We start from the raw sequence: 1,423 nt of genomic DNA, 5'->3' as shown, positions 1-1,423 counted from the left end.
CGGGTCTTCGTCGTGAAGGGGGGTCTGGTGGAGGTTCGACGGTGAATGGGTGAAGCCCCCTGAGGCTTGCAGCTGTCCAAAGCAGCAAGTTCATCAGGAGGCTTCCCGTGCCGCAGCGTAGTGGCGCTGAGGTGGTGATGCTCGGCATGCCGGGCTTTGTCGTCCTCAGCGCGTTCAAGGATCCCGACGACGACGAGCTCGTCGTGCTCGTGCAGACCACCGCCAGCAGGGTCGGCTGCCCCGACTGCGGGGTGCTCGCCAGGTCCAAGGGCCGTCGCGACGTGGTGGTGCGTGACGTGCCGGCGTTCGACCAGCGGACCCGGCTGGTGTGGCGCAAGCGCCGCTGGCGCTGCCCCGAGCCGCTGTGTGGGACCGGGTCGTGGACCGAGACCAACCCCGCGATCAGCCCACGGGCGGTGCTGACCGAACGGGCCCGGGCCGCGGCATGCCGCCGTGTCGGTCGCGACGGCCACTCCGTCGCGGCGGTGGCCCGCGACTACGGGGTGGGCTGGCACACCGTCATGCGAGCGGTCATCGACCATGGCCTGCCGATGATCGACGACCCGGCCCGGCTGGCCGGGGTGACCGCGCTGGGGATGGATGAGACCGCCTGGCTGCGCGCCAACGGCCAACACCCCACCCAGTTCGTGTCCGGCATGGTCGACACCGCCACCGGCCGGCTGCTGGACGTAGTGGAGGACCGCACCATCCGCGCGGTCGCTGGCTGGCTGGCCGACCGCGACCAGGGGTGGCTGGCCCGCATCGGCGTGGTCACCCTGGACCCCTATCGCGGCTACGCCACCGCCGTTGGCCTGTATCTCGGCCACGCCACGGTCGTGGTGGACCACTTCCATGCCATCCGACTGGGAAACATCGTGGTCGACGAGGTCCGCCGCCGCGTCCAGCAGCAGCAGACCGGCCACCGCGGCTTCAAAGACGACCCGCTCTACAAGATCCGTCGGATCCTGCTGAAGGGCGCCGAGCGGCTCACCAGCCGCCAGTGGACCCGGCTGGAAGCCGGCTGGGACGCCGGCGACCCGCACGCGGAGGTCCATGACGCCTGGGCGGCCAAGGAACACCTGCGCGACGTCTACGCCGCCCCCACCCTCGTTGATGCCCGCATCGCGCTGGAGGACTTCTACGCCTGGATCGCTCGGATCGACCTGCCCGAGGCCAACCGGCTCGCACGCACCGTCCGGCGCTGGGAGGCCGAGATCCTGGCCTACCACTCCACCGGCAGGGCCTCCAACGGCCCCACCGAAGCGGTGAACCTGCTGGTGAAGAAGATCAAGCGCGTCGGCCACGGGTTCACCAACTTCGACAACTACCGCATCCGCCTACTGCTGCACTGCGGCGTGGACTGGCAAGATGCCCCCGCTGCACGCATCAGGCGACGCCGACCCCCCGCAGCGGCGTAGACCCG

The 1,423-nt window shown here is 70.3% G+C and carries 1 protein-coding gene; it reads left to right on the top strand.

Annotated elements, in window-relative coordinates; genetic code table 11:
* Positions 1 to 107: 107 nt before the first annotated feature.
* Positions 108 to 1,418 carry an ISL3 family transposase gene (locus CUC05_RS24180; RefSeq protein WP_157965977.1) on the top strand — a complete coding sequence of 437 codons (1,311 nt, stop codon included), beginning with the start codon at positions 108 to 110 and terminating at the stop codon, positions 1,416 to 1,418.
* Positions 1,419 to 1,423 lie beyond the last annotated feature (5 nt).

The sequence above is a fragment of the Euzebya rosea genome, from assembly GCF_003073135.1.
GTDB lineage: Bacteria > Actinomycetota > Nitriliruptoria > Euzebyales > Euzebyaceae > Euzebya > Euzebya rosea.
Note: the sequence above shows the minus strand (reverse complement) of the source record. Positions and strands in the feature narration are given on the sequence as shown.